The 18,816-nt window shown below is 64.1% G+C and carries 19 protein-coding genes; 8 read left to right on the top strand and 11 right to left on the bottom strand.

Annotated features, from left to right (window positions below; genetic code table 11):
• Nucleotides 1-93 precede the first annotated feature (93 nt).
• The 3 genes from AC07VL_RS07095 to AC07VL_RS07085 form a co-directional block, all read right to left on the bottom strand.
• Nucleotides 94-567, bottom strand: a complete 474-nt coding sequence (locus AC07VL_RS07095) for a hypothetical protein (protein WP_494805213.1) — start codon at nt 565-567, stop codon at nt 94-96.
• An 80-nt stretch (nt 568-647) separates the two neighbouring features.
• A complete protein-coding gene (locus AC07VL_RS07090) occupies nt 648-1,919 on the bottom strand; it encodes a DEAD/DEAH box helicase (RefSeq protein ID WP_494805212.1) in 1,272 nt (423 codons plus the stop codon).
• 82 nt (nt 1,920-2,001) lie between these two features.
• Complete coding sequence (locus AC07VL_RS07085) at nt 2,002-3,060, bottom strand: Lnb N-terminal periplasmic domain-containing protein (RefSeq protein WP_494805211.1); 1,059 nt, start codon at nt 3,058-3,060, stop codon at nt 2,002-2,004.
• 249 nt (nt 3,061-3,309) lie between these two features.
• Between AC07VL_RS07085 and AC07VL_RS07080 the strand changes: the two genes are divergently transcribed.
• The gene (locus tag AC07VL_RS07080; RefSeq protein ID WP_494805210.1) at nt 3,310-3,948 is read left to right on the top strand and encodes a hypothetical protein; all 639 of its coding nucleotides are present in this window, start codon (nt 3,310-3,312) and stop codon (nt 3,946-3,948) included.
• A gap of 41 nt (nt 3,949-3,989) precedes the next feature.
• Nucleotides 3,990-4,352 (top strand): glyoxalase superfamily protein, encoded by a 363-nt coding sequence (locus AC07VL_RS07075; protein ID WP_494805209.1) that lies wholly within the window; start codon nt 3,990-3,992, stop codon nt 4,350-4,352.
• A gap of 3 nt (nt 4,353-4,355) precedes the next feature.
• Here AC07VL_RS07075 and AC07VL_RS07070 read toward each other — a convergent pair whose 3' ends face one another.
• Nucleotides 4,356-5,525 carry a mandelate racemase/muconate lactonizing enzyme family protein gene (locus tag AC07VL_RS07070; RefSeq protein WP_494805208.1) on the bottom strand — a complete coding sequence of 390 codons (1,170 nt, stop codon included), beginning with the start codon at nt 5,523-5,525 and terminating at the stop codon, nt 4,356-4,358.
• Between the two features lie 99 nt (nt 5,526-5,624).
• Here AC07VL_RS07070 and AC07VL_RS07065 point away from each other — a divergent pair, with 99 nt between their 5' ends.
• Both AC07VL_RS07065 and motA read left to right on the top strand, forming a co-directional pair.
• Nucleotides 5,625-6,545 carry a LysR family transcriptional regulator gene (locus AC07VL_RS07065; RefSeq protein WP_494805207.1) on the top strand — a complete coding sequence of 307 codons (921 nt, stop codon included), beginning with the start codon at nt 5,625-5,627 and terminating at the stop codon, nt 6,543-6,545.
• 42 nt (nt 6,546-6,587) lie between these two features.
• A complete protein-coding gene (motA, locus tag AC07VL_RS07060; protein ID WP_290604316.1) occupies nt 6,588-7,451 on the top strand; it encodes a flagellar motor stator protein MotA in 864 nt (287 codons plus the stop codon).
• A 27-nt stretch (nt 7,452-7,478) separates the two neighbouring features.
• Here motA and AC07VL_RS07055 read toward each other — a convergent pair whose 3' ends face one another.
• Nucleotides 7,479-7,877, bottom strand: coding sequence for a VOC family protein (locus AC07VL_RS07055; protein WP_494805206.1), 399 nt, complete (start codon nt 7,875-7,877; stop codon nt 7,479-7,481).
• Nucleotides 7,878-8,187: 310 nt separating this feature from the next.
• Here AC07VL_RS07055 and AC07VL_RS07050 point away from each other — a divergent pair, with 310 nt between their 5' ends.
• On the top strand, nt 8,188-10,191 hold the full coding sequence (locus AC07VL_RS07050) for a hypothetical protein (protein ID WP_494805205.1): 2,004 nt from the start codon (nt 8,188-8,190) through the stop codon (nt 10,189-10,191).
• Nucleotides 10,192-10,329: 138 nt separating this feature from the next.
• Here AC07VL_RS07050 and AC07VL_RS07045 read toward each other — a convergent pair whose 3' ends face one another.
• Together AC07VL_RS07045 and AC07VL_RS07040 are read right to left on the bottom strand one after the other, a co-directional pair.
• Nucleotides 10,330-12,147, bottom strand: coding sequence for a DUF4153 domain-containing protein (locus AC07VL_RS07045; RefSeq protein WP_494805204.1), 1,818 nt, complete (start codon nt 12,145-12,147; stop codon nt 10,330-10,332).
• Between the two features lie 102 nt (nt 12,148-12,249).
• Nucleotides 12,250-12,687 (bottom strand): hypothetical protein, encoded by a 438-nt coding sequence (locus AC07VL_RS07040; protein ID WP_494805203.1) that lies wholly within the window; start codon nt 12,685-12,687, stop codon nt 12,250-12,252.
• A gap of 80 nt (nt 12,688-12,767) precedes the next feature.
• Between AC07VL_RS07040 and AC07VL_RS07035 the strand changes: the two genes are divergently transcribed.
• Both AC07VL_RS07035 and AC07VL_RS07030 read left to right on the top strand, forming a co-directional pair.
• Nucleotides 12,768-13,154: a MerR family transcriptional regulator gene (locus tag AC07VL_RS07035; protein ID WP_494805202.1), complete on the top strand. Its 387-nt coding sequence runs from the start codon at nt 12,768-12,770 to the stop codon at nt 13,152-13,154.
• Nucleotides 13,141-13,560, top strand: a complete 420-nt coding sequence (locus AC07VL_RS07030; protein WP_494805201.1) for a DUF4952 domain-containing protein — start codon at nt 13,141-13,143, stop codon at nt 13,558-13,560. The genes AC07VL_RS07035 and AC07VL_RS07030 overlap by 14 nt, the downstream gene beginning before the upstream one ends.
• Nucleotides 13,561-13,618: 58 nt before the next feature.
• On the opposite strand, the gene AC07VL_RS07025 is transcribed toward AC07VL_RS07030, so the two are convergent.
• The 3 genes from AC07VL_RS07025 to AC07VL_RS07015 form a co-directional block, all read right to left on the bottom strand.
• Nucleotides 13,619-14,260, bottom strand: coding sequence for a choice-of-anchor C family protein (locus AC07VL_RS07025; protein ID WP_494805200.1), 642 nt, complete (start codon nt 14,258-14,260; stop codon nt 13,619-13,621).
• A gap of 182 nt (nt 14,261-14,442) precedes the next feature.
• Nucleotides 14,443-14,937 (bottom strand): ribonuclease E activity regulator RraA, encoded by a 495-nt coding sequence (rraA, locus tag AC07VL_RS07020; RefSeq protein ID WP_494805199.1) that lies wholly within the window; start codon nt 14,935-14,937, stop codon nt 14,443-14,445.
• A 41-nt stretch (nt 14,938-14,978) separates the two neighbouring features.
• Nucleotides 14,979-16,223, bottom strand: coding sequence for an MFS transporter (locus tag AC07VL_RS07015; protein WP_494805198.1), 1,245 nt, complete (start codon nt 16,221-16,223; stop codon nt 14,979-14,981).
• 100 nt (nt 16,224-16,323) lie between these two features.
• Between AC07VL_RS07015 and AC07VL_RS07010 the strand changes: the two genes are divergently transcribed.
• A complete protein-coding gene (locus AC07VL_RS07010; protein WP_494805197.1) occupies nt 16,324-17,124 on the top strand; it encodes an AraC family transcriptional regulator in 801 nt (266 codons plus the stop codon).
• Nucleotides 17,125-17,201: 77 nt separating this feature from the next.
• On the opposite strand, the gene fliD is transcribed toward AC07VL_RS07010, so the two are convergent.
• The gene (fliD, locus tag AC07VL_RS07005; protein ID WP_494805196.1) at nt 17,202-18,587 is read right to left on the bottom strand and encodes a flagellar filament capping protein FliD; all 1,386 of its coding nucleotides are present in this window, start codon (nt 18,585-18,587) and stop codon (nt 17,202-17,204) included.
• Between the last annotated feature and the right edge of the window lie 229 nt (nt 18,588-18,816).

Genomic DNA, 18,816 nt, shown 5'->3' with positions numbered 1-18,816 from the left:
GCGCGGCAGCTTATTTGCCTGAAACTGCTTTGCCTAAAATTATACGACTAATTATTCCCGTGCGGCACCAATCTCGGGCCGCGCCGCCATTCTTCATGCGCGGGCCGGACACGGCATGTCGCGATAGAACAGGAAGCCGCCCAGGCCGATGGCATCCGTGTCCGCTTTCACGCCGTACACCAGGGTGTTTTTCTTGCCGTCGATGCGCAGCAGATTCTTGTGCAGGACAATCTGCGCATGCGACAACTCCAGCGAGGGCGTGGGCGCCAGTTGCAGGCTCAGCTCGGCCGTGGCGGGATCATAGCTCCAGCGGCCCGGATTGAAGAAGGCGAAGCCGCCGTCGAAGCGCAGGCTGCCATCCTTGAACTGGGTCAGGCAAATGCCGGGAAATTCGCTGGGCGGGTTGTACCAGGTGGCGGCCACGGCGGCATTCGCCGGCGTCTTGCCCGGCATCTGCATGCCGGCGTTCTCGCCCGGCTTGTCAGCTTTGCCGCCCAGGCCGGCGCAAGCGGCCAGCGCCAGCGCGCAAGCCATGGCGCCCGCGCGCGTGATGATCTTCATGTGCATACCGTCCCCTTGCTTTATAGAAACACAATCTTACGGCGGGACGGCTGGCCGTTCAAGCGGCCAGCGCACATAAGGGCAATTTAGTTGTCGCCGCTGCCCTCGGCAGACTGGGCCGCCCTGGCCGCCGCTTCGCGCAATTTGTCCTTCTTGCTCTTGCGCGCGCCCTTCACGCCGCCGTTCACTGCATCCGTGGCGGGGTTGGCGGGGGTGGGCAGTTCCGTCGGCTCGAAGCCGGCCACCACTTCGCGCACGATGCGCAAGTCGTTGCGGTTTTCGATCAGGCGGAAATGCGCTTCCGTGTCGGCCGTCACGAAGCTGACCGCCATGCCGCTCTCGCCGGCGCGGCCCGTGCGGCCGATGCGGTGCGTGTAATCGACGGCGGAACGGGGCAAGTCGTAGTTGACGACGGCCGGCAGGCCGGCGATGTCGATGCCGCGCGCGGCCACGTCGGTGGCCACCAGCACCTGCAGGCGGCCCGCCTTGAAGTCGGCCAGCAGCTGGCTGCGCGTGCCCTGGCTGAATTCGCCATGGAAGGCGCCCACGTGCAGGCCCGCGCGCTGCAGCTTGTCGGCCACGTGCTCGGCCGCGTACTTGGTGGCGACAAAGACCAGCACGCGCTCCCACTGCTGCTGCAGGATCAGATAGCGCAGCAGCTGCGTGCGGCGCGGCACGTCCACCGTGATGGCGCGCTGGGCGATGTCGGGCTTGTCCTGCGGCTCGGACGCCACCTCGATGCGCACGGGGTCCGCCAGCAGGCTGTCGGCCAGCGCCTGCACGCTGTCGGGGAAGGTGGCGGAAAAGAACAGGTTTTGCCGCCGCTTGGGCAGCAGGGCCAGGATGGCGTTGATTTCTTCGCTGAAGCCCATGTCCAGCAGGCGGTCGGCTTCATCCAGGACGAAGAGCGACACGCCGCCCAGTTTCACGGCGTTCTGGCGCACCAGGTCCAGCAAACGGCCCGGCGTGGCGACGACGATGTCGGCGCCGCCGCGCAAGTCCATCATCTGCGGATTGATCGACACGCCGCCGAACAGCACGGAAATCTTCAGTTTGACGGGCAGCGGCTTGGCCAGCGCGTGCACCGTCTGCCCCACCTGCGCCGCCAGCTCGCGCGTGGGCACGAGGATCAGCGCGCGCACCTGGCGCGGGCCGGCGGCGGGCGCCATCAGCGCCTGCAGCAGCGGCAGCGCGTAGGCGGCCGTCTTGCCGGAACCCGTCTGCGCGGCGCCCAGCACGTCGCTGCCGCGCAGGATAGCGGGAATGGCGGCCGCCTGGATGGCCGTCGGCGCGGCATAGCCGGCCTTGTCGACGGCACGGACCAGGGCGGGAATCAGACCCAGGGAGGAAAATGGCATAGCGGGCCTTTATTCATGCGTAAAGTGAGACCGGCCGCGAAAGGCGGCCGGTCGGAATATGGCGACAGTATAAAGCAGACGGCTACTGCCGGGGCATTTGCAGCTTCGGGTAGCCGGCTTCATCGTAGCCCGGCATGCCGCGGCGGATCGCGTGCGAAAAGTCGGGGTCCTCGTTGGCCGCCCGCGCGCGCGCCGTGATGTGGCCGCCGTCGCGCAGCTGCTGGAAGGCCAGGCCGGGCACCAGTCCCTTCACGTCGTACAGGTAGCGGTCCAGGTAGCCGGAAACGAGCAGGCGGTAATCGACGGGCAGGCCCGGCACGATGCGGCGCACCATCTCGAAGACGATGGTGGTGCAGTTGGCCGTCAGGGTGTTGTAGAACTGCGGCTGGGCCTTCAGCGATTCCGCCTCGTCCAGGTAGGCGAGGAACAGCGAACGCATGGCCGCCTTGGGCATCATGACGCGGTACAGGTGCATGTCCTCGCCGCGCGCATTCGTGCGCACGCGCAGGATGTCGCGCTCGTCGGCGGCCACCAGGCTCATCTCGAAATGCTTGAAGAAGCCGCCGATGGCGGAAAAGCTCTCGCCCTTTTCCTTGCGGATCTCGATGGAAAACGTCAAAAATCGCCCGTCCGCAAAGCCGAACGAGATCAGCGTGTGCGCGATCAATGGCCCCGTCCAGTACGACAGGGCCGCATCCACCGTGCGCAGCTCGTCGAGGTTGTAGCTGCGCTGTTCCCACTTGACCGCGTAGTCGTCGTCGCTGCGCCAGTCGAAGTTGCGCACATTGTCCAGGGTGACGATGCTGCCCTTGACGCTGCCCGTGACAGTGCGCGCCACATCGTCGGCCCACACGCGCTGCTGTTTCGGCGTGATGAAACTCCACCACACGAGCAGCAGGAGAAAACCGGCCGCATATGGCAGCAGCACGCGCGCATCGCCGCGCGTCCACCACAATGCGATGCTGGCCACGCCCAGCGCGGCCCACAGCAGGGCGCCGATGCCTTGCGCGGCCGTGCCGCCGGACAGCTGGTACCACAGCGCCAGCGCGCCCCACAGTGCGGTCAACAGGAGAATCAGGGAAACGGCCATTTTGCCGACGGTGGCCAGCACGGAGCGGGCACGCAGTGATAAGAAAGTCATGCCCCGATTATAAGGGCAAGCGCAGGAAGAGGTGCGTCCGGGCAAGTGCAGCTGCAACAGGTCCGGCCGTGAAATCATTGCTTGCCTGACAACTTACTTCATGAGAGCATGTTGCAAAAATAAAATGTATAGACAAGGCGGACTGTCACGGCAGCGATGCTTTGGCCATTCCAGGAGCTACCTTGCCGCCCCCTTCCCTCTACGCCCTCGCCGGCAGCCTCAACTCCCTGCTCATCGTCGTCAGCCTGTATGGTTTATGGTCGCAGCTGCAAAAAATCTGGCGGCGCCAAGCGCGATGCCGGCATCGGCGCCGGCCAGACGACAGACATTTTGTCGATCAACCAGTTCACCGTCAGCTTTCTCGCCTACTGCGCCTTCTTCGTGTACGGCTATGCGATCACGCCGTTCAACCATTACATCGTCTGGCCCCGTTTGCTCGCCTCCTTGATTGCGCTGGCCATCCTGTATGAAATCGACCGCGACCGCCGCAGCCTGGCCTCGCGCCATGCGCTGCTGGCCTGCGCGCTGCTGCTGGGCGCGGGCGTGGCGGGGCTGGCCTTCGGCCCCACGTTCAGCGATGAAAAGCGCGTGATCTCGCAAAGCCTGATCGTCGCCGTCACCGTGCTGCTGGCGCAGCGCTATGCGCACCAGATCCGCCTGATCTGGCGCTCGGGCAGGACGGGCGCCGTGTCCCTGAAAATGAGCCAGTTCATCCTCGCCATGGATGCCAGCACCACCTTCTTTGCCTGCGTCATGGGATTACCGACAGGCTGGCCCCTGCTGCTGCTCGCCTGCGTCAGCGCGACGACCAAGCTGGTCATCATGTGGCTGTTCCGCTGGGAGCAGACCAGCCCCGCCGCGCGCGTGAAGCGGCAGGCGCCGGCCTGACGCTAGAATGGCGCTATCGCCACCTTCCTGAAAGGCCCGCCATGCAACTGTCCCCTGCCATCCCCATCCTGCGCAGCTTTTCCGAAGAAAAAGCGCGCGAGTTCTACCTCGGTTTCCTCGGTTTTACCCTCGACTGGGAACATCGCTTCGCGCCCACGGCGCCGCTGTACCTGCAAGTGACGCGGGGCGATCTCGTGCTGCACCTCAGTGAGCACTACGGCGACGCCACGCCCGGCGCGGCGCTGCTGCTCCCTGTCGACGACATCGCCGCCCTGCACGCGGAACTGCAGGCGAAGGATTACCCGTTTGCGCGGCCCGGCATCCGCGACGAGGACTGGGGCCGCATCATGGAAGTGGCGGACCCGTTCGGCAACCGGCTACGCTTCTGGCAGCGCAACGCCTAGCCCTTACTGCCCGCTCAGCGCGCGCATTTCTGCATACAGATTCGCCTTGCCCTCGAAGCCGATGCCGACCAGTTCCGGCATGGTGATGTGGCCGTTTTCCACCCGCACGCCGTCGGGGAAGCCGCCGAAGGGCTGGAATAAATCCGGGTACGACTCATTGCCGCCCAGGCCCAGGCCCGCCGCGATGTTCAAGGACATCTGGTGGCCGCCGTGCGGGATGCAGCGGCTGCGCGACCAGCCATGCTGGTGCAGCATGTCCAGCGTGCGCAAATATTCCACCAGGCCGTAGCTGAGGGCGCAGTCGAACTGCAGCCAGTCGCGGTCGGCGCGCATGCCGCCGTAGCGGATCAGGTTGCGCGCATCCTGCATGGAAAACAGGTTTTCGCCCGTCGCCATGGGCTTGTCGTAATAGCTGCGCAGGGTGGCTTGCAGCTCGAAGTCGAGCGGGTCGCCTGCCTCTTCATACCAGAACAGGTCGTACTGGCGCAGCGCCTTGGCGTAGGCGATCGAGGTGTCCAGGTCGAAGCGCCCGTTGGCGTCCACGCACAGCTTCTGGCCATCCTGCAGCACCTCCATGATGGCGTCGATGCGGCGCAAGTCCTCGTCCAGCGAAGCGCCGCCGATCTTCTTCTTGACCACCGTGTAGCCGCGATCGACATAGCTGCGCATCTCGTCCTGCAGGGCGGACAGGCTCTGGCCCGGGTAGTAATAGCCGCCGGCGGCGTACACAAAGACTTTTTTGTCGGCCACGCCCGTGCCATGGCGCTCGGCCAGCAGCTGGAACAATGGCTTGCGCTCGATCTTCGCCACGGCATCCCAGATGGCCATGTCGATGGTGCCGATGGCCACCGAGCGCTCGCCGTGGCCGCCCGGCTTTTCATTGGTGTACATGCAATCCCACACCTTGTGCGGGTCGAGGTTGCTGCCGTCGTCCGTGACGAGGCTGGCGGGATCGGCATCGAGGATGCGCGGGATGAAACGCTCGCGCATCAGCATGCCCTGGCCGTAGCGGCCGTTCGAATTGAAGCCGTAGCCGACGACGGGCTTGCCGTCGCGCATCACGTCCGTGATGACGGCCACCAGGCTCAGGGTCATCTTCGTGAAATCGATGTAGGCGTTGCGGATGGGAGAGGAAATGGGAATGGTCTTTTCTCGGATTTCAACGATTTTCATGGGGGTCTCCTGGGGATGAAAACAAGGACACCAGCTTACCCGCGAATGGGAGTCGTATAATCAACTGGAATTTAAACCATTCTTCACTTCAGGTTAATAATGAAAAGCGACGCCACCACGGAAATGGCTTTCTTTGTGCTGCTGGCCAAGCTGGGCAGCCTGTCGGCCACGGCGCGCGAACTGGGCATCACGCCGCCCGCCGTCAGCAAGCGATTGCTACTGATGGAGCAGCGCCTGGGCGTGCGCCTGCTGAACCGCAGCACGCGGCGCATCAGCCTGACGGGCGACGGCGAAAGCTATCTGCAGCAGGCGCGGCAGATCCTCGACGATATCCGCGCCATGGAAGAGTCCCTGGCCAGCGGCAGCGCGGAACCGAAGGGTTTGCTGCGCGTGAATGCCACCCTTGGCTTCGGGCGCACGGTGATCGCGCCCCTGCTGTCGCAATTCGCCCTGCGCCACCCGCAGCTGGAAGTGCAGCTGCAGCTGACGGACAGCCCCATCAACCTCGTCGAGCAGGCGTACGACCTGGGCATCCGCTTCGGCGACTTGCCCGACACGCGGCTATCGGCGCGCAAGATCATGTCGAACCGCCGCTTCCTGTGCGCCTCGCCCGCCTACCTGCAGGCGCACGGCACGCCGCAGTCCCCCGACGAGCTGGCCCGCCACCGCTGCATCGTGCACCGGCAGAACGACGACGCCTACGGCATCTGGCGTTTGAGCCGTGGCCGCGCCACGCACACGGTGAAGGTGCGCGGCACGGTGGCCAGCAACGATGGCGACGTGGTGCTGGGCTGGGCCCTGGACGGCCACGGCATCCTGCTGCGCTCGGAATGGGACCTGGCCCGCTACCTCGACAGCGGCCGCCTGCGCGTGGTGCTGGCCGACTACACCCTGGCGCCGGCCGACCTGTACGCCTACTACCCCAGCCGCCATCAATTGCCCGCCAAAGTGCGCGCTTTTATCAATTTTCTCGGCCAGCGGCTGCAGCCGGACGGCGCCACGGGGAGCGAATCAGGTTAAACTATAATATTGCGATATGGCAATATTATGAGGGAGTAAGTTTTGCTAGTCATACTCGGATTTATCGTCGTGCTGTTTTCCGTCTTCGGCGGCTTCGCCATGCAGGGGGGCCATTTGGGCGCCCTGTTCCAGCCGCTGGAGCTGCTGATGATCGGCGGCGCCGCGCTGGGCACCTTCTTTGTCGGCAATGACGCCAAGGCCATCCGCGCCACCTTCGCCGCCATTCCCACCCTGTTCCACGGCGCGCAATACACGAAGGCCCGCTATATGGAACTGATGGGGCTGATGTATGAAATCCTCAGCAAGATCCGCAAGGAAGGCTTGATGTCGGTCGAGGACGATATCGACGACCCTTACCGCAGCCCCATCTTCGTGAAATACCCGTACACGCTCGGCGACGAGCACATCCTGGAATTCATCACCGATTATCTGCGCCTGATGGTGTCGGGCAATATGGACGCCTACCAGATCGAAAACCTGATGGATAACGAGATCGAGACGCACCACGAAGATGCGGAAATGCCGATCCAGACGATTTCGCAGCTGGCCGACGCCATGCCCGCCTTCGGCATCGTCGCCGCCGTGATGGGCGTGGTGCATACCATGGCGTCCGTGGGCTTGCCGCCCGCCGAGCTGGGCGTGCTGATCGCGCAGGCGCTGGTGGGTACCTTCATCGGCATCTTGCTGGCCTACGGCTTCATCGCGCCGCTGGCCAGCTTGCTGCGCCGCAAGCACCATGAAACGGCGAAAATGTACCAGTGCGTGAAAGTCACCCTGCTCGCCAGCCTGAACGGCTACGCGCCGGCGCTGGCCGTGGAATTCGGCCGCAAGGTCATTTCCGCCACGGAACGCCCCTCGTTCAGCGAACTGGAAAACCACGTGCGCCAGGTGCGCACGAAGAACTGATACGGCCAGTTGCCCTTGCGCGGCGCGTCAGGCTTCCGGCGCCGTCCAGACCAGGTTCCACAGGTGGCCATCGATATCCTCGAAGCCCTGGTCATACATGAAGCCATGGTCCTCGGGCGGATGCGGGATGCGGCCACCGGCGGCCGCGGCCCTGGCGATCAGACTGTCCACCTCTTCCCGGCTTTCGCAGCTGAGGCAAATGACGACTTCATTGCCTTCCTTCGCATTCGCGACCGGCTTGCCGATCAGGGACTGGAAGAAGGCTTCGGTCGTCAGCATGGCCTGGATGCTGCCGTCGACGATGTTCATGAACGCCGCGTTCTCGCCGCTGAAGCGGGTATCGAAGGTAAAGCCGAGAGCGGAAAAGAAGGCCCTGGATGTCTCCAGGTCCTTCACGGGCAGGTTGAGGATGATCTGTTTATTCATGGCGCTTCCTTGCTTCCCTGGTGAAGGTGGAATGGGCAACCGGTGCGCCCGCCCCCTGCAGCGGGGACGGCATACCAAATTGACACGCTGACGAAAAAATCGCTCCTCTAGAATATCAACAAATTGTGCAAACGTCGCCAAAAGCGCGCTGGATGGCGTGACGCCGTGGCATGGCTGAAGAGCTGCCTGCCGACAGTTTTTTGCGCCCTGCCGAGCGGGTGCCTGTTTGTGCATGCCGCACAAATAATTTCTAGCAACGCCATCTTTCAGATACAGTTGTCATTCTGATCAATATGACAAGGATGACGGTATGCACAACAATACACAGCGGGATCCCGATGCCGCTGCAGCGGTGCTGGGCGCGCCGAGTTTGCAACTGAACTCCTTGTCATGGGCAGCGGCGGGCAGTTTGACCAAGTGGGTCGGCAAGAATGCCGCCAGCGGGATCGTCGGGGCGGCCGCTGGCATGCTGTTCCAGGAATTCCTGGGAGCGGTCGGCATGGGCGGCCCGGACCTGGCTGGCAAGCTGGACGTAATCAGTGACAAGCTGACTGAAGTCCAACGCTCGCTGGACCGGGTCACGTCCATGACCTCGGAAATTCTGTTGAAACTGGACGAGTTGCACAATTTCATGGAAAAGAGCCTGAAGGTGGAAACCTTGCTGACGGCCATGGGACGCATCGATGTCGCCTATGGCTACGCCGACGCCAGCCTGCTGAAGGCCGATGCCACTGGCGGCGCCATCTCTTTGCGGCTACTGACGGAAAATATGCCGCACTTTCCAGGCATGACGCCGGATTATCTGACGAAAGCGGCCCATGAGTTCGCGTCGTACGTAGCCGATATGCCGGATTGCATCGATACCATCCGCCGGGTCTTGGCGAAAGCGGCGTTTGGGCAAGATTCATTGCTCGATCATTGGGCCAAGGAGCTGGCTCAGCAGGTGCGCAACAAGAAGATCAGCCGCGAAGCGGCGTATCTGGTGCTCGAGGGATATTTCCTCCAGGCCGTCTCTGTGCAGCTGAAGGGCCTGTGCGTGCATTGCCTGGCACTCAGTACCGCCCCATTCGCTGCCAAGCGCATCGAGCAATATCTGCAGCAAAACTTCGGATTGTTGATGCGCGAACAGACTGAGGCTTATACCGCCGCAGTTGAGGATTTGGTTTTCCTGTCGCTCGATCCCATCATGCGCGCCGGCATGAGGGACATGGGCATGAGCGCACGCGAGTTTCCTGTGCATGTAGACGAGATACTGCTGCGTAGCGACTTGCTGTGCGCCGCATTGAATCTGGTGGGCCGAAAGTCGACAGGGCCGCTGGCGGCATCCCCGCAAGCGGCGATCCAAGGCATATATGCCCGTTCCCTGTTCCGTCCTTCTGATTTGCGCGATGGCAAAGTCCCGCCCATGGAGGTGAATGGCTACGCACCGGCCCAGGCCGGGCAGCAGCGTCAGGCGCCGTTCGGCTGCCTGGATCTGATCGCCTCCGATGACAGGGCCGTGCTGAGCGATGCAGCGACGACACGCGTGACGGTCGCGCGCTACAGATGGCACTTCCCGGCGACTGCGCCCGCAGTTGACGTATCGATCGATAGCAGGTTCCGTAGCGCCACGCCAGCGCTGTACCCGGTGTTTGGTGCCGACGAGCCGGTGCTGGCTGTGGGCATCTTTAACGGCAGCCCGCTGTGTCGCGGCGTTCCTGCCAGTGTCCCGCAAAGCCGCAAGTACACGCCATTCCCTACAGGCAATCCGCATGTCACGTATTTTAACGAAGCGCACACGCCCGGCAGACACCCGCTGACCAATGGCGAGGGCGAGGTTACTGAGACGTATTTTCAGGTCCAGAATGCCTACAAGGCAGACGCGCAGGAGCACAGTCTGGTAATGCAGCATCTGTTCAGCTACACAGGCCAGGAAATCGACGTCAGGATGCATGCGCAAGTGCTCACCCGATTGCAGGTCGGCCCCCGGGCGGATATGCATCTGGGCGCGGGCAGGCATCACTACTCGGTCTTTCACCGCTTGCTGGTACGTTTTCCCGACGGCACAGACAGGGCAATTTACAATTCGGAAATTGATTTTGATCACGCTGTCGATATACAGCGGGTCCATCATTCCTTCAATAACTTCGTCGATGTGGCGCGCTCGGGCTTGTTCGCCATGGACTTCAAGCTGATTCCAGGCCACTATCACCTGATACTCGACAACGAAACTTACTTTCCACGCGCGGCCAACAAATACAACGGCTGGAATTTAGCCAACCTGGTTTTCAAACTTGGCGGCGTGGCGCTGGAAATGCGCTACCCGACCAGTTAGTTATCACGGGGCAACGAACTGCAATGGGCGGCCATGGCGGTGGCTGGCGTGGAGGGCCGGAACAGCTCGCCGCACGGAGTCATTGCCGTCACCGAAGGCAAGCGTCTGGGCCGGCGCGCCAAGTCCTCCCACCGCCATTTACGGACCCGGAGCCGTTTCCTCCGGGCAGCTGACCTCTTCCTCCTGCGTGTACAGGGTCATCGGCACGCGCTGGCCATCGACTTCCAGTTCGCGCACCTTCGGCGGCACCAGCTGGAATTCGCCCGCCTGCAGCTTTTCGCGCAGGGGCTTGCAGCGCAGGGCGTCTGTGGGGATTTGCCCCCGCGCATACCAGCTGCCATCGTCCTTTTCCGCCAGCAAGACCGACGAGGCGCGCGGATCATTACTGATCAGCAACACTTCCTGCTTGCCGTCGCCGTCGAAATCGAGCAGGTAGGCGTCGCACTGCTGCCCTGCCCGTTTCAGGCAGGCGGGCAGGCGCCAGGCGGGACCGACTTGCGTCCAGTCCTGGCGCAGGAAGCTTTCCGGCAGTTTCGCCGTCGCCGGGCGCAGGGTCAGGTTGATGGACACGTCGCTCAGGGCACCCGTTTCGTCGAGGCGGTTCTGGCGCTTGAGCATCGCTTCGGCGCGGGCCCGCACGATGGCCGCGTCCGGCCCCGTCGTGCGTTTCGTCAATTCCTGCAGGGCCGCCTGGCCGTAGCGCGCCCCTTCGAAGCGCAGGTATTCGAAGTCGAACTTGTCCACGCCCACCTTGCCGCTGTCCAGGCGCGCCATCTGGCTGGCCACGGAGATGCGCGCCGGGTCGGCCAGCGGCGAGAACAGGGCGAACAGCACCAGCAGGGTGACGAAGGCCGTGGCCACGTTGACGTTGGCGATCAGGTGCAGCCAGTCGCCATACTTGCTGGCCGCCCAGGCATAGCCGACGGCGTAGCAGGTGGCGATCAGGAGGCAGGCGGCCGCGATCAGGCGGTCGGCCGTCCAGCCATGCGACATCACGCGCAGGGTCAGGGCATAGATGGCGATGCCCACCACCCACGGCAGCAGCAGGCAGGCCAGGCGCGTGCCCAGGCGGATGCCGCGCGCCACGCCATGCCCCACTTCGCCATTCTGGAAGGCGGCATTGATCAGCACCACCAGCACGCCGGCCATGCCCAGCAGCACGGACGCCGCATGGCGCGTGGCCCACAGGCGCTCAAAGCCGATGAATGGCAGGGTCAGCAGGAAACCAGAAACGAGCACGGCGGCAATCGGCATCAGCCACGACAGCAGCACCAGCAGCAGGGTGCGGATGCCGCGCACGATGGACGGACGCACGTCCGTGATATGGATGGCGAAGGAAAAGGCGAAGCAGATGACGGGAATCACGAACCACGCCTGGCCCAGCAGTTTCTTCAGGAAACCGAGCTTGATCAGCAGGAACAGCTGCCCGCCCAGCCACAGCACCAGCCACAGGCCCAGCACGAACAGCAGGGAGAACAGCAGCTGGATGCCCAGCTTCCAGGCGATTTCAAAATAGGTCGGATAGCGCGCGATGCGCTGGCCGTCCTGGGCGCTGGCCAGCACCAGCGCGTGGGCGATATAAAAGCCCACCACGCTGAAACCGAACAGCTGCGCGGAAATGACGCGCAGCGGCGCGCCCGGCTTGTAGTTGCCCCAGATGACGTGTTCGGCGCCGCGCGCCACGTCGTGCCAGGCCAGCACGGCCATCACGACGCCGGCGCCCGCCATCCACAGGGCGATGCGCTTGGCCGACATGTGGCCCAGGCTGGACACGAGCAGGATGGGCAGCAGCAGGCTGACCAGCATCAGCGGCCCCAGCAGGTAGGCTTCCGTTGCGGGCCACACCTTGTCCTGCGCCGTGCTATACAGCCAGTACAGCAGCAAGCCTTGCAGCAGGCCCGTCACCAGGCGCGTCACCGCGATGCGCGGCGCCACCACCGGATCGAGCAACGCCATGTTTTTTCCAGCGGCATCCTGCTGCATAGTCATTCCCTTAATAGTCGTTCATTGCAGCCATTGTTGCACTGCGAGCACGAGCATTATTGCATTTCGTTATCGTCATCTCAACAACGATTCGCGCGCCTGCCCTGCCCCCGCGCCTGCGCTGCGGCGCAGCGGCAGGCTCTGCGCCACGCCCCAGGCCAGCTCCGGCACGAGGAACAGCCACAGCAGGGGCTGGCCCGTCACCAGCAGCGCCCATGCCATCCAGGTGGAAAACAGGTAGCGGGCCGCCGCGTCGTAGCGGCCGAAGCGCGGCTGCGGGTCGCGCAGGCGCAGCACCGACCAGACCATCACCACGCTGCCAAACAAGCTGCTGATCAGCAAATGCAAGGGCTCGAAGAGCGGCAGCGGCGCGCCACCCAGGCCCACGTTGAGGTCGTTCAAGTGTTCGCGCAGGAGCAAAAAGGTCCACGGCGTGACAAACGGGACCGTCATGAGCACATCGTAAATGGCGCTGGCGCGCACCAGGCGGCGGAAAGCGGAAACGGACAACATGGGAACTCCTGTCGAATGGAAAGCGCCCATTCTCAAGCCTGGAGTACACTCCATGGTCAAGCATTTTATGAAGGAAATCCATGCAGATCGGCGAGATGGCGCAGGCGACGGGCTTGAGCCGCGATACCCTGCGCTTCTATGAAAAACGGGGCTTGCTGCGCGCGCGGCGCGGCGCGAACGGCTACCGCGATTACCCGCCCGAAGCGGCGGAATGGCTGCGCTACCTGCGCACGGCGCAGCAGCTGGGTTTTACGCTGGCCGAAATCGAGGCCGACATGCCGCTGCTGGCGGCCGCCGGCGATCCCGCCACGGCGGCACAGCTGCGCGCGGCGCTGGCGCGCAAGCTGGGCGATATCGATGCGCGCATCGCGGGATTGACGCAGTTGCGCGGCGAACTGGTGCGACGGATGGCGCCGGCGGCGGCGGCCGACTGTCCCTTGCGTGGCGATGCCGATGCTGTCCGCTAAATGGCTGCTGTGGCTATTGCTGCTGGGAGCGGGCGGCGCGCAGGGCGCGCCCCTGGCCTGCGGCGACTTCCTGTCCCGGCTGGGCAAGAAGCCCCCGTATCTAGTCTACCAGGGCTGCCAGCAAAACAGGGAGCGCCAGGACCAGCCCTTCGAAGCCCGCTACGCCGTCGATGGCAAGCATGCGCGGCAGGCGGAAGCGTACCTGCGGCGCGCGTATGGCTTGCCCAGGCTGCAGCGTTATTGCTGCATGTGGGACAGTACGCGGCACTCCTGGCGCGACCGCCGCACGGGCTACGCTTACGCCATGTTCATGGCCACGGGGGAAACGCCGGTGCGCACGCGGGCCGACTGGCCGCGGATCGAGCGCTTTGTGATCCAGGTCGACGGCTACGCGCACGATCCCTGAACGGCTAAAAACCGCCCGTGCGACGCAGCAGGCGGTTTGATCCCGGACAAAAACAGGCTTACTTGGCGGCCTTGCGGCGGCGCAGGAAACCCATCAGGCCCAGGCCGGCCAGCAGCATGGCATAGGTTTCCGGTTCCGGCACGGCAGCCAGGACGGCCACGTTGTCGATCACGGCGCCCGAGTAATTGTCGAACGGCGTGCCGGCCTTGGCGGCGCTGGCAAACGACAGGGTCGCCAGGCCCGTGGAGGCGGCCGTGAAGCTCAGGGTGTTGCTGTACAAGGTGTTCGAGGCGGCAGCCGTCGAATAGAAGTTCTGCGCCACGCCGCCGAAGTTGACGGCCACGCCCTGGCCTGCCGGGCCGCCCGGATTGCGCGCCATGTCAAAGCTCAGGTTATAGGTCTGGCCGGCAACGACGTTGAAACTTTGCGACAGGAAACCAGGACCAGGCGTGCCCAGCATGTCGATGCTGTAGCCGTTGATGGCATTGTAGGCATTGCGGATCAGGTCGACGGACGTGGCGCCCACGGTCCAGCCCGTAATCGCGGACGAGCCATTGTTGACCACTTGAAAGCCGCTGGAAAACGTGGAGCCCGGCGCGACGGCTTCAAAATCGCCATTCGTGATCAGGTTGACGGGGCTGGCGCTGGCGGTGGCGGCAGCAAACAGGGCGACAACTGCGGCGATGGTGGCGATTTTCATGATCAGTTTTCCTTGCCTGATTGATATTAAAGTTACCTTAAGTGAAATGATATCGTAGCTTTGACGGAAATCAAAGAACTTTGCAAAAATATATTGAATGTGGACGATTTGTAACGTTCAAGCGTGGTGGCGTAGCAAAAAAAACGCGCCGGGCGGCGCGTTGCATGGGGTGCTAGCGGCGGTCAGTCGAGTTCCTGGCGCGCCACCAGGATGCCGTCCGCGTCCGCATAGATCCAGTCACCGGGCTGCACGGCCACGCCGCTGATGTCCACGCGCACGTCGCGCTGGCCGGCCCCCGTCTTGCCGCTCTTGCGCGGGTGCGTGGCCAGGGCGCGCACGCCGATCTGGCAGACATTGATTTCCTCGCTGTCGCGGATGCAGCCGTGCACGACGATGCCGGCCCAGCCATTGCTTTCCGCCAGCACGCCCAGCTGGCCGCCCACCAGCGCGCGGCGCAGGCTGCCGCCGCCGTCGATCACCAGCACGTGGCCCTGTCCCGGCGCTTCCAGGGTGCGGCGCACGAGGGCATTGTCTTCAAACACTTGCAAGGTGGTGGCGGGGCCGCTGAAACGCGCGCGCTGGCCAAAGGCACGGTACACGGGCGGCAACACGGCCAGCGTGCCATCGTCCAGCATGGCTGCATAGTCGTCGCACAGGTCGGTGGTGGCAAAAGTCATGCTCGCTCCCTTCAGTAAGATGGTATCCGATGGCAACGATTCTATGCCTTTTGCAGCGCCGCGGCACGCGTTTTACCGCCCACGCCCACGGCCGTGGCGATCGCCAGCGCCTGGAACACGCCGATGAAGACGAACAGCAGGGCCGGATGGTCGCCATCCATCAGCGCGCCAAAGAACAGGGGGCCGACGGCCAGGCCGCTGTCGAGGCCCGAATACACGACGCCGTACACGCGCCCGGTGGCATTCTTCGGCGCCGCCGCCCGTATCATCAGGTCGCGCGACGGTCCGGCCACGCCGGAGGTCAGGCCGATGGCGCCCATCAGCAGCACCGCGCCCCAGACCGGCACGACGGCCATGCCCAGCAGCACGGCCAGCAGCGCGGCGGCGGAAAAGGCGATGGCCACGTTGCGGTCCGGCTGCTGGCTGCGCGCCCCCACCACGCCGCCGGCCAGCATGCCCACGGCCGAGGCCAGCATGTAGGCCGTGTAGGCGCTGGTGGCCAGCGCCAGGCTCATGCCGTACAGCTTGACGAGGGCCACGCTGGCGAAGCTCTGGATGCCGCCCAGGGCGATGGCGGTGATGAAGAAGAAGGCAAAGCACATCCACACGGCCGGCAGGCGCAAAAAGTCCAAGGTGCCTTCGCCGCCGCCCGCCTGGCCCGGCGCGGCCCGTTTCACGGGCTCGGGGCGGATGGCGTGGCGGTTCAGGTACAGCACCAGCAGCACGCCGAACGGCAGCACGGCCGCGCACTGCAGGGCCACCCGCCAGTCGTACTGGGTGGCGACATAGGTCATGAACAGGGGCGACAGGGCCCAGCCGATGTTGCCGCTGATGCCATGCACGGAAAAGCCGTAGGCCACGCGCGCGGCCGAGACGCGCTGGTTGAGGATGGTGTAGTCGGCCGGATGAAAGACGCTGTTGCCCATGCCGGCCAGCATGGCGCCCAGCATCAGGGCCGTGTAGCTGTGGGCGGTGGACAGGGCCAGCGCCGACACGCCCAGCAAGAAGACGCCGGAAAACAGCACGGCGCGCGCGCCGAAGCGGTCAACGACGAAGCCGGCCAGCGCCTGGCCCACGCCCGAAATGATGAAAAACACCGTCATCAGCAAGCCCAGTTCCGCATACGACAGGTTGAAGGCGGGCTTCAGCCAGACGAACAGGGCCGCCAGGATCAAATGATAGAAGTGCGACACGCCATGCGCCAGGCCCACCAGGCCGATGACGCGGGCATCGCTGCGCAAGGAGGGGCGCGGCGGCAGATGCGCGGGGGAGTTAGTTGTTATCATGTCATACCCTGTCTTATACTGGTGAAGCTCAAGTGTATGCAAAATACCATCGTCCGTTTTCCGACAGAACGACATAATTTATCGAATTAAGGCCAAGCTGATGGGTGTACCTATCCTCCACCATACCCGCATGTGTCCGCCACGGGAAGCGCCCAGCGCGACCATACCCGTGACCATGATCGCGCGCGACCTGCAACCCGATGAATTTTTATTACCGCACAGCCACCCCTGGGGCCAGGTCACCATGGCCCTCGAAGGCGTGCTGCGCATCACGGCCAACAACAGCAGCTGGGTGCTGCCGCCCATGCGCGCCATCTGGATCGCGCCCAACGTGGAGCATGCCGTCACGATACTGGAAAAAACCCGCTTGCGCCCCCTGTGCATCCATGCCGCGCGCGCGCCGTTCGCGGGCCGCGACTGCAAGGTGCTGGAAGTGTCGGGACTGCTGCGCCAGCTGATCATGGCGCTGGAACAGCTCGATCCGGGCCAGGAACCGGCGCGCGAGGCGCTGCTGGCCGAGCTGATCCTCGATGAATTGAAGCGCTCGGCCACGCGCCCCATCCGCGTTCCCCTGCCGGGCGACAAACGGCTGAAAAGCCTGTGCGACAGCCTCATCGACAAGCCCGGCTCGAACCTGACCCTGGACCACTGGGCGCAGCAGGTCGGCGCCTCGGAGCGGACCCTGGCGCGGCTGTTCGAACGGGAATTGGGCATGAGTTTTGGCCAGTGGCGCCAGCAGGTGCGCCTGGCCCACGCGGCGCCCATGATCGCGCGCGGCGTGCCGCTGTCGCAGGTGGCCGACGAGCTGGGCTACGCCAGCCAGTCGGCCTTTTCCGCCATGTTCAAGAAGACCTTCGGCAGCTCGCCGTCCGCGTTTTTTGCGCAGGGCAACAGAATGTAAGCAACTGCAAAGCGCGCCGATACGGCGCTCAGGGCAAGGCGGTGCAACGCCGCCATGGGCGCTTTAGCGGTGCGCCCTTAGGCCATGAAGTCGAAGAGGGAATTCTTGCCGGTATACCCCGGCAAGGCCGAATTCGTGCCCATCTGTTCCTGCGCGGAATAGGCTTTCACCAGCGCCTGCGCCTGCGCCGTCAGCGCCTTCGCCAGCACGGCCTTCTTGCTCGTCAGGGTGGTGATGTCCTTGCCCACCGTCTGCACTTCCTTGCGGATGATGCTCGTTTCGCCCGTCAGCTCGCCGATCTTGCTGGCGAACTGGTCCGCCACGCCCTTGCCGTTATTCGTAAACAGCTTGCTGACGGCGTCGGGATCGGCCGCGATGGCGGCCTTGAGTTTTTTCTCGTCCAGCACCAGCTCGCCGCTCTTGCCCAGGGTCACGCCTGCGCTGCCCAGTACCGACGATGGCACGCCCGTGCTGGCCGTACGCAGCACCTGTTCCATCTGCGAGCGCACCTGGCCCAGGGCTGTGTCGGACTTCAAGTCGCCCTGCTGCAGGCTCTGCAGCTTGCTGTTGAGTTCATTGTAGGCCGTGACGAAGCTGGCCACGTTGCTGGCGATCTGGCTGCTGTCCTTGGCGATGACGAGGTCGGTCGTGCCCTTTTTCTTCAGTTCGATGGTGGCGCCCTCGATGGCCGTCGTCAGAGTATTCGTGGCGCTCTTGATGTCCTTGCCGTCGACGGTCAGCAGCGCGTCCTGCGCGGCGGCCGTCTGCTGCATGCCCTTGCCGGCGCCGGGCGCGTAGGCCAGCAGGTTGCTGACGGCCGCATCGCCGGAGACGCTGATGCGCATGCTGCTGTCGGCGCCGCTCTTGCCATTGATCGCCAGCGCATAGCCGTCGGCGCCCTTCACCACGCTGGCGTCGACGCCCTGCTGCTTGAGCGCGGCGGCGATGCCGTCCAGGCTATTGTTGCTGCTGTCGATGGTCAGCGAGATGATCTTGCCGCTGCCGGGCGTAAATTGCTTGCCGTCGGCCGTGCCCACTTCGATCTTCACCAGCGCGGGCGCGCCCGTGCCGACCGGCGTGCTGGACGACTTCTGCGCGCCGCTCAGCAGGGTTTGTCCCTGCGCCAGTTGCTTGACGTTCAGTTCATGGCTGCCGCTGGCGGCCTTGTCGGTGGTGGTGGCGCTGAGCACGTCCTTGCTGCTCGACGTGGCCGAGGTGGCCAGGCCGCTGCCGGCCATGTTCTTGGCCACGGTCTGGAATTTCGCCAGCGCCGATTGCAGCTGGCCCAGGCCCGAAAACTTGGCCTGGCCGCGCGCCAGCGTGGCATTGAGCTTGACGACGCCCGTGTTTTGCGACTGCATCTGGCGCTCGACCTTGGCATACACGTCGGCCGAGATATTGCCCTGTGTGGTCTGCTGCGTATTGTTGGTATAGGTCTTGCTGCTGATGGTCGAATTAAACATGGTGGCTTTTCATCCGGTGAGAGTGTGGACCCACGGTTCAGGCTGGACCGTGCGCCGCGTCTGCAAGAGATGAGGCGGCAAGCGCTCAAGGCGCGGCAGCGTCGTCTCCACTGATTGATAATTATGCAGCATGGCTAAAAGATCAAAACAGCGAGCAAAGCCATGTTTACCGTCGTGCAAACCTGTTTGCACCATTTTAGCGCATTTCAAGGCATGCGCCAGGTCCACG

This window comes from Janthinobacterium sp. GW821-FHT03C08 (assembly GCF_059420905.1).
Note: the sequence above shows the minus strand (reverse complement) of the source record. Positions and strands in the feature narration are given on the sequence as shown.

Coding starts and splice junctions, on each gene's coding strand:
- AC07VL_RS07095 (WP_494805213.1), bottom strand. CDS start 567: ATGCACATGAAGATCATCACGCGCGCGGGCGCCATGGCTTGCGCGCTG.
- AC07VL_RS07090 (WP_494805212.1), bottom strand. CDS start 1,919: ATGCCATTTTCCTCCCTGGGTCTGATTCCCGCCCTGGTCCGTGCCGTC.
- AC07VL_RS07085 (WP_494805211.1), bottom strand. CDS start 3,060: ATGACTTTCTTATCACTGCGTGCCCGCTCCGTGCTGGCCACCGTCGGC.
- AC07VL_RS07080 (WP_494805210.1), top strand. CDS start 3,310: ATGGTTTATGGTCGCAGCTGCAAAAAATCTGGCGGCGCCAAGCGCGAT.
- AC07VL_RS07075 (WP_494805209.1), top strand. CDS start 3,990: ATGCAACTGTCCCCTGCCATCCCCATCCTGCGCAGCTTTTCCGAAGAA.
- AC07VL_RS07070 (WP_494805208.1), bottom strand. CDS start 5,525: ATGAAAATCGTTGAAATCCGAGAAAAGACCATTCCCATTTCCTCTCCC.
- AC07VL_RS07065 (WP_494805207.1), top strand. CDS start 5,625: ATGAAAAGCGACGCCACCACGGAAATGGCTTTCTTTGTGCTGCTGGCC.
- AC07VL_RS07055 (WP_494805206.1), bottom strand. CDS start 7,877: ATGAATAAACAGATCATCCTCAACCTGCCCGTGAAGGACCTGGAGACA.
- AC07VL_RS07050 (WP_494805205.1), top strand. CDS start 8,188: ATGCACAACAATACACAGCGGGATCCCGATGCCGCTGCAGCGGTGCTG.
- AC07VL_RS07045 (WP_494805204.1), bottom strand. CDS start 12,147: ATGGCGTTGCTCGATCCGGTGGTGGCGCCGCGCATCGCGGTGACGCGC.
- AC07VL_RS07040 (WP_494805203.1), bottom strand. CDS start 12,687: ATGTTGTCCGTTTCCGCTTTCCGCCGCCTGGTGCGCGCCAGCGCCATT.
- AC07VL_RS07035 (WP_494805202.1), top strand. CDS start 12,768: ATGCAGATCGGCGAGATGGCGCAGGCGACGGGCTTGAGCCGCGATACC.
- AC07VL_RS07030 (WP_494805201.1), top strand. CDS start 13,141: ATGCTGTCCGCTAAATGGCTGCTGTGGCTATTGCTGCTGGGAGCGGGC.
- AC07VL_RS07025 (WP_494805200.1), bottom strand. CDS start 14,260: ATGAAAATCGCCACCATCGCCGCAGTTGTCGCCCTGTTTGCTGCCGCC.
- rraA (WP_494805199.1), bottom strand. CDS start 14,937: ATGACTTTTGCCACCACCGACCTGTGCGACGACTATGCAGCCATGCTG.
- AC07VL_RS07015 (WP_494805198.1), bottom strand. CDS start 16,223: ATGATAACAACTAACTCCCCCGCGCATCTGCCGCCGCGCCCCTCCTTG.
- AC07VL_RS07010 (WP_494805197.1), top strand. CDS start 16,324: ATGGGTGTACCTATCCTCCACCATACCCGCATGTGTCCGCCACGGGAA.
- fliD (WP_494805196.1), bottom strand. CDS start 18,587: ATGTTTAATTCGACCATCAGCAGCAAGACCTATACCAACAATACGCAG.